This window comes from Myroides sp. LJL116, assembly GCF_054871685.1.
Genome location: NZ_JBTXLR010000034.1, coordinates 1 through 7414 on the forward strand (window position 1 = coordinate 1; position 7414 = coordinate 7414).

7 protein-coding genes and 2 tRNA genes are annotated in these 7414 nt (G+C 32.7%); 5 read left to right on the forward strand and 4 right to left on the reverse strand.

The genetic code is table 11. From position 1 onward, the window contains the following. Nucleotides 1–485: 485 nt before the first annotated feature. From ACYSNM_RS13530 to rseP, 3 genes are all read right to left on the reverse strand, one after another. Nucleotides 486–559, reverse strand: a tRNA-Asn gene (locus ACYSNM_RS13530). Nucleotides 560–641: 82 nt separating this feature from the next. Further along, a tRNA-Asn gene (locus ACYSNM_RS13535) sits at nucleotides 642–715 on the reverse strand. 86 nt (nucleotides 716–801) lie between these two features. Beyond that, nucleotides 802–2148 carry an RIP metalloprotease RseP gene (gene rseP, locus ACYSNM_RS13540; RefSeq protein ID WP_461757409.1) on the reverse strand — a complete coding sequence of 449 codons (1347 nt, stop codon included), beginning with the start codon at nucleotides 2146–2148 and terminating at the stop codon, nucleotides 802–804. Between the two features lie 264 nt (nucleotides 2149–2412). Here rseP and serS point away from each other — a divergent pair, with 264 nt between their 5' ends. The 5 genes from serS to ACYSNM_RS13565 all read left to right on the forward strand — a co-directional run bounded on the left by serS (nucleotide 2413) and on the right by ACYSNM_RS13565 (nucleotide 7204). After that, nucleotides 2413–3684 (forward strand): serine--tRNA ligase, encoded by a 1272-nt coding sequence (serS, locus tag ACYSNM_RS13545; RefSeq protein WP_461757410.1) that lies wholly within the window; start codon nucleotides 2413–2415, stop codon nucleotides 3682–3684. Between the two features lie 104 nt (nucleotides 3685–3788). After that, nucleotides 3789–4100 (forward strand): DUF4286 family protein, encoded by a 312-nt coding sequence (locus ACYSNM_RS13550; protein ID WP_461757411.1) that lies wholly within the window; start codon nucleotides 3789–3791, stop codon nucleotides 4098–4100. A 12-nt stretch (nucleotides 4101–4112) separates the two neighbouring features. Then, nucleotides 4113–4901 carry a 16S rRNA (adenine(1518)-N(6)/adenine(1519)-N(6))-dimethyltransferase RsmA gene (gene rsmA / locus ACYSNM_RS13555; RefSeq protein ID WP_461757412.1) on the forward strand — a complete coding sequence of 263 codons (789 nt, stop codon included), beginning with the start codon at nucleotides 4113–4115 and terminating at the stop codon, nucleotides 4899–4901. Further along, nucleotides 4882–6234, forward strand: coding sequence for a magnesium transporter (gene mgtE / locus ACYSNM_RS13560; protein ID WP_461757413.1), 1353 nt, complete (start codon nucleotides 4882–4884; stop codon nucleotides 6232–6234). The genes rsmA and mgtE overlap by 20 nt, the downstream gene beginning before the upstream one ends. A gap of 25 nt (nucleotides 6235–6259) precedes the next feature. Beyond that, entirely contained in the window at nucleotides 6260–7204 is a 945-nt protein-coding gene (locus ACYSNM_RS13565) for a 2-hydroxyacid dehydrogenase (protein WP_461757414.1), read from the forward strand. 46 nt (nucleotides 7205–7250) lie between these two features. On the opposite strand, the gene ACYSNM_RS13570 is transcribed toward ACYSNM_RS13565, so the two are convergent. After that, nucleotides 7251–7414: IS3 family transposase (locus ACYSNM_RS13570; protein ID WP_461756392.1), on the reverse strand; the 164-nt coding region annotated here is incomplete at its 5' end.

A 7414-nucleotide genomic window follows, 5' to 3' on the forward strand; every position in this document is an offset into this window, starting at 1 on the left:
CCACCTTATTTTTTCATTATCCAAATTTATTTTTCTTAAAATTTCTTTAATGTTTTTAAAAGGTAACTTTACTTCTTTTTGTATAAGATCGTCTTGCTTAATGCGGGTGCAAAAGTAGAAACTTATTCCTTACTTCCAAACTTTATACATGCTTTTTTTCATTCTTTTTTCAATAAAAAAACTAACTGTTTATCATAGTGCGTTTTACCTCATTTTTATTTTCTAATAAAACAAATCCCCTACTAAGCAGATAACTTTCTACAAGCAATACAGGCAAAAAATCAATAACAAAGACTTAAACAAGAGTACTACCCTATTTATTATAAGTCACATTATGTATACCCATATATATAAAAGACAAAAATCCACAAAACACCATATACTAATCCATAAAATACGAGTATTTATTTTAATAGCACAAAATGCTTTCTTCCTTTCAGGTATGGGCAAAAAAAAAGCTAGACAAAACTGTCTAGCTTTTTTTGCTCCCCCTCTTGGGCTCGAACCAAGGACCCTCTGATTAACAGTCAGATGCTCTAACCAACTGAGCTAAGGAGGAAGGTATTGTTCATCACCTTTTCTACAAAAAACTTTTGCAGAAAGTATATCATCCAAATCACTAAATCAAATTTAGCTTTTTGCTCCCCCTCTTGGGCTCGAACCAAGGACCCTCTGATTAACAGTCAGATGCTCTAACCAACTGAGCTAAGGAGGAAGGTGATGTTTTACCTTTATTGCGATGCAAATATAATATCATTTTTTATTTCTGCAAACACAAATACCATTTTTTTTAATTATTTTTTAATTACTGAAGATTGCCCTGTATATATCGTTACCATTAGCATACACCAACAAACCTATAAGTATAAAGAAACCAACCATTTGTGCGTTTTCTAAAAATTTATCACTTGGTTTTCTACCAGTAATCATTTCGTACAATAAAAACATAACATGTCCTCCATCAAGAGCCGGAATAGGTAATAAGTTCATTACTCCAAGCATTATTGAGAACATTGCAGTGATATTCCAGAACACTTCCCAAGACCAATACTGCGGAAAAATGTCATACATTGTTTTAAAACCACCTAAACCTTTATAAGCTCCAGTCTCAGGTTGAACAATTTTCTTTAATTGACTAAAGTAACTAAGGATACGTTCCTTTCCTTTTTCTATTCCAATAGGGATAGATGCTAATAAGCTATATTTCTCTTTACTTATAGTATAAAGTCCTAATTTCTCTAGATTATCTAAAGTTAACCCAGGCATATAATAAAGGTTAAGTTTTCCCTCAGAATCTATATTTGCCATTACTTCTACGGAATTTCCTTCACGTTGAACAATAACAGGTACCTTACTTGCTTTATATTGCTCTAGTATTGGTCCCACTTGATCGTAAAACTCTACAGTTTGACCATTAATTTGAGTAATAACATCTTTTTCTTGGAACACTCCCTCATTTATAGACCCTGGTTCAATAGCTCCTACAATAAAAGGTAAACGAAGACTTACAAATCCACCACCTTTATTTTGCATTACTTGATCGATTAAATCTACTGGTAGCTGAATCTCCTTTTGCACACCGTCCCTTTGTACAATAACATTATGACCTAATAGTAAAGCCTCATTAATATTGTGAAAACGATCAATCTGCTTTCCATCCACCGAGATAATATTATCCCCTGTTTGTAAACCAGCCTCTAAAAGTACTGGACTTTGAATAACTACACCATGTTCTATATCTTTATTGTCAATATATAAGTCTCCATAAGCATATACCATACCTATATATATAACAAATGCTAAAATAAAGTTTACTGTAACCCCACCAAGCATGATAATTAATCTTTGCCAAGCTGGTTTAGATCGAAACTCCCAAGGTTGAGGCTCACCAGCTAGTTGGTCAGTATCCATACTTTCGTCTACCATTCCAGCAATTTTCACATAGCCACCTAAAGGCAACCATCCAATACCGTACACAGTATCCCCAATCTTCTTCTTAAATAAAGAAAACTTAATATCGAAGAAGAGATAAAACTTCTCTACCCTAGTCTTGAAAATCTTAGCAGGTATAAAGTGCCCTAATTCATGTAAAATGATTAATAAGGACAAGCTCAAAATAAATTGAGATAATTTAATTAGTATATCCATTGTTTTTTGTTACTTTCTTTTTCTAATGTCGACAAAAATAAAGCATTACTTTTAGTATTTCCTATTTTTTTTGGGGAACATTAGCTTTTTAAGTTTTGTTTATCAACCAAAAGACCATATCCAAAGTTTAAAAGCTAGAATAAAACATGTTTTATTCAATCATAGAGCCTCATATTATACAAATTTTAAAACCTAAACAAGAAAATCTCTCAAAATAGAAAACATTTTTCTAACTTTGCTCTAATAATTAATTTTTTATAAAATATGTTACAGATAGCTTTTATTAGAGAGAATCAAGAGCAAGTAGTCAAAGCTTTGGCTAAAAGAAATCTTGATGTTGCCGATTTGCTAAAGGAAGTGCTGGAGTTAGATGAAAGAAGACGAAGCACACAAGTTGAGTTAGATAATGTTTTAGCAGAATCCAACAAGCTATCCAAAAGTATTGGAGAATTGATGAAAAATGGAGAGAAGGAAAAAGCAGAAGAAATCAAAGAAACTACTTCAAACCTTCGTGACAAGAGTAAGCAATTAAATGAAGAGTTAAATAGTATTACTGCATCTTTAACGGAGAAGATGTATACCTTACCTAATACACCAACAGATATTGTTCCTGCTGGTAAAGATGCGGAAGACAACCTAAATGTACACCAATGGGGAGATATTCCTACATTACATGAAGGAGCTCAACCACACTGGGAGTTAGCTAAGAAATATGATATAATTGATTTTGAATTAGGAAATAAAATAACAGGAGCTGGTTTCCCAGTATATAAGGACAAAGGTGCAAGACTTCAAAGAGCTTTAATCAGCTACTTTTTAGACAAAAACACCCAAGCTGGATACAAAGAATACCAAGTACCTCATTTAATTAATGAAGCTTCTGGAATCGGAACGGGACAGTTACCAGATAAAGAAGGACAAATGTACCACTGTACGGTAGATGATTTATACTTAATTCCTACTGCCGAAGTACCAGTTACTAACTTATTCCGCGATGTAATCTTACAAGAGAGTGAGTTACCTGTATTATGTACAGCTTATACACCTTGTTTTAGAAGAGAAGCTGGTTCTTATGGAGCACACGTAAGAGGATTAAACCGTTTACACCAATTTGATAAAGTAGAAATTGTTAGAATTGAAAAACCTGAAAATTCTTACAAAGCTTTAGATACAATGGTAGAGCATATTAAAGGTATATTAGAAGAATTAAAACTTCCTTATAGAATTCTTAGACTTTGTGGTGGGGATATGGGATTCACCTCTGCTCTTACTTATGACTTCGAGGTATTCTCTACAGCTCAAGATAGATGGTTAGAAATTAGTTCGGTATCTAACTTTGAAACTTTCCAAGCAAATCGTTTAAAACTTCGTTTTAAAGATAAAGAAGGAAAGAATCAATTAGCACATACCTTAAATGGAAGTTCACTTGCTTTACCAAGGGTATTAGCAGGTATTTTAGAAAACTACCAAACTCCTGAAGGAATTGTAATACCTGAGGCATTACGTCCATATACAGGATTTGATATCATAGACTAAATATCCAAATTTCATATAGTATAAAGCACCAAACCGAAAAAATTTCATTTGGTGCTTTTTTTTTCCTTGCTAGTTTCTAGCTTAATTTTTAAATCAAAGTAAAGATGATTATATATAATATAACAGTTAATATTCATGAAAATGTACATGATGCATGGTTAGATTGGACTAAAAACACTTTCATTCCTGCTATGTTAGACACCAAGAAATTTACTAAAGCTAGATTGGTAAAAGTTCTAGTAGAAGAGGAAATGGGTGGAACTACATATTCTCTACAATTTGAATCTCCATCAAAAGATCACCTTGAAGAATACTACCAACAACATCATGACGAATTTGAAAATCAAGCAAGAGCTCTATTTGGAGAATTAATGCTTACATTCAAAACAGAATTAGAACTAATAAGTGAATTTTAATAGAATAGGAACATGGATAAAGTAAGAGCTAAAAAGCATTTAGGACAACACTTCCTAACCGATGAGAATGTTGCTAAAAGAATTGCAGATACTCTAACACTAAATGGATATAGTAAGGTTTTAGAAATAGGCCCTGGAATGGGAGTATTAACCAAATATATCTTAGATAAGCCAGTAGAAACTTTTGTAGTTGAAATTGATACTGAATCAGTAGAGTATTTGGGTAAGCACTACGAGAAACTCCATGATCATATTTTTGCGAAAGACTTTCTGAAGTTTGACATAACTACTGCCTTTAATAGAGAACAATTTGCAGTTATTGGTAACTTCCCTTATAATATTTCTACCCAAATTGTATTCAGGGCTCTGGAGTTAAGAGAATTTGTTTGTGAGTTCTCTGGTATGTTCCAAAAAGAAGTTGCTGAACGTATTTGTGAGAAAAAAGGAAGTAAAACCTATGGGATACTATCGGTTTTATGTCAAGCTTTTTATGACGTTGAATACCTTTTTACCGTGTCAGAACATGTTTTCAATCCACCTCCTAAAGTTAAATCTGGGGTAATGCGAATGATTCGCAAGCCTAATTTCACTTTACCATGTGATGAAAAGTTGTTTTTTCAAGTAGTAAAAACTTCTTTCAATCAAAGGAGAAAAACTCTAAGAAATAGCTTAAAAAGCTTTAACTTATCGGATGAGATTAAATCTCAAGAAATCTTCAACCTACGTCCTGAACAATTAAGTTATGAAGATTTTATCCAAATAACCTTAAAAATACAAGACAATGGAGTTCAAAATCAGTAGAGAATCAATTCAAGAATTTGAAGATTTAATTGCTGAAAAAAAGGATAAAGAGCTACACGAAAGCTTAAAAGATATTCACTATGCGGATATTGCTGAAATAATGAATGAACTCGATTCAGAGGATGCATTATATATTTTCAACTTATTAGATAGTGAAGTAACCGCCGAAATTCTATTAGAATTAGACGAAGATGTTAGGGAGAAAATTTTAAAGACCCTTTCTCCTAAAGAAATTGCAGAGGAATTAGATGAACTAGATACTGATGATGCTGCAGATATTATTTCTGAACTCCCTCAAGACAGAAAAGAAGAAGTCCTTTCTGAACTTGAAGATTTAGACCACGCCAAAGACATTGTTGACTTACTTCGCTATGACGAAGATTCCGCAGGTGGACTGATGGCAAAAGAATATGTATCAGTGAATGAAAACTGGACTGTTTTAACTTGTGTAAAAGAAATGAGAAAACAGGCCGAAAATGTTTCACGTGTACATTCCATCTATGTATTAGATGATTTTGGTAAACTTAAAGGACGCTTATCTTTAAAAGATTTACTTACCACTTCTACCACAGCACATATTAGTGAGGTATATATTCCAACTGTAGATTATGTAAAGGTAGATACTAAAGACGTAGAAGTAGCACGTATAATGCAAAAATATGACTTAGAAGCAATTCCAGTAGTGGATGAAATGGGTAGATTAGTTGGACGTATTACAATTGATGATATTGTTGACGTAATTAAGGAAGAAGCTGACAAAGATTACCAATTAGCTGCCGGTATTTCCAAAGACGTAGAAGCGGATGATGGTATCTTAGATCTAACTAGAGCTAGGTTACCTTGGTTAATATTGGCTATGATAGGAGGTTTTATTGCAGTAAATGTAGCTAGAAGCTTTGAAGATGCTATGGACAACTTTGGAGTCCTTTTCTTTTTCACACCTTTAATTGCTGCAATGGCTGGAAATGTGGGGGTTCAATCTTCAGCTATTATAGTACAAGGTTTAGCTAATAATACTATTTCAGGTTCTATTTGGTCACGTCTTGGAAAAGAAGTCTCTTTGAGTTTATTAAACGGTTTTTTCTTAGCCATTTTAATGATGGTAGGAAGTCACTTTTTATTAGGGGTAGACTATATTATTGGTATTACCGTATCTATATCTTTGATTAGTGTAATTATTATAGCAAGTTTGATAGGTACCTTCGTTCCTATACTACTAAATAAATATGGTATAGATCCAGCACTAGCAACTGGGCCTTTTATTACTACGAGTAATGATATTTTTGGAATTTTAATTTACTTTTCCATTGCTAAATCTATTTTAGGCTTTTAAATTTATAATGTAAATTTCTTCTTATATGCATAAAAAAATACTTCATATAGATTCTAATCATCCCTTAATGCTAGAAGAGTTAAGCAAAATGGGGTTTGAAAACGATCAAGACTATACATCTTCAAAACAAGAAATAGAAAAAGAAATACATCTATATACTGGTTTAGTAATTAGAAGTAGATTTTCAATTGACAAAGATTTTCTAGATAAAGCAACAAATTTGAAATTTATTGCAAGAGTAGGTGCTGGTTTAGAAAATATAGATGTAGACTATGCTAAATTAAAAGGCATAGAATTATTTAATGCACCTGAAGGAAATCGAACGGCAGTAGCGGAGCATGCAATAGGTATGCTACTAAATTTAATGAACAAACTTAGTGATGTTGATCAACAAGTTCGCCAAGGAAAATGGATTAGAGAAGACAATAGAGGCCTAGAGATAGAAGGAAAGACAGTAGGGATAATAGGTTATGGTCATATGGGAAAGGCTTTTGCAAAACGCTTACAAGGTTTTGATTGCCGTGTTATTTTTTATGATATAAAAGATAATCTATCGGATCAAAATGCCACTGAGGTTAGTTTAGAACAGCTGTTAAATGAAGTGGATATTGTAAGTTTACATACCCCCCAGAGCCCTCAAACCATTAACCTTATTAACAAAGATTTCTTTAATAGCTTGAAAAAGCCAATTTGGTTTATCAATACAGCTAGAGGAAAATCAGTAAATACACAAGATTTAGTACAAGCCTTAGAAAGTAAAAAGGTATTAGGAGCAGCCCTTGATGTATTAGAATATGAAAAATCATCCTTTGAAAATATGTTTTCAGACAAAGAGCTCCCACTGCCCTTTCAATATCTTTTAAAATCTCCTAATGTACTTCTATCCCCTCATATTGCAGGATGGACAATAGAAAGCAAAGAAAAGTTAGCCCAGACTATAGTAGATAAAATTAGATTATTCTATTCATAAAATAATAAAACCCCTTGTTGGACTGACCCCAAAAAGTTGGACGAAGTTATGCAATCTTTTTAATATAATGAGCTCGGTATTCTACCGGGCTCATTCCATTTAAATTAATACGTATTCGCTCGTTATTATAATATTTTATATACTGTTTTATTTCCTGTGTCAACTCCAGTATGGAGTTGTATTTCTTTAGATAAAATAGTTCTGATTTCA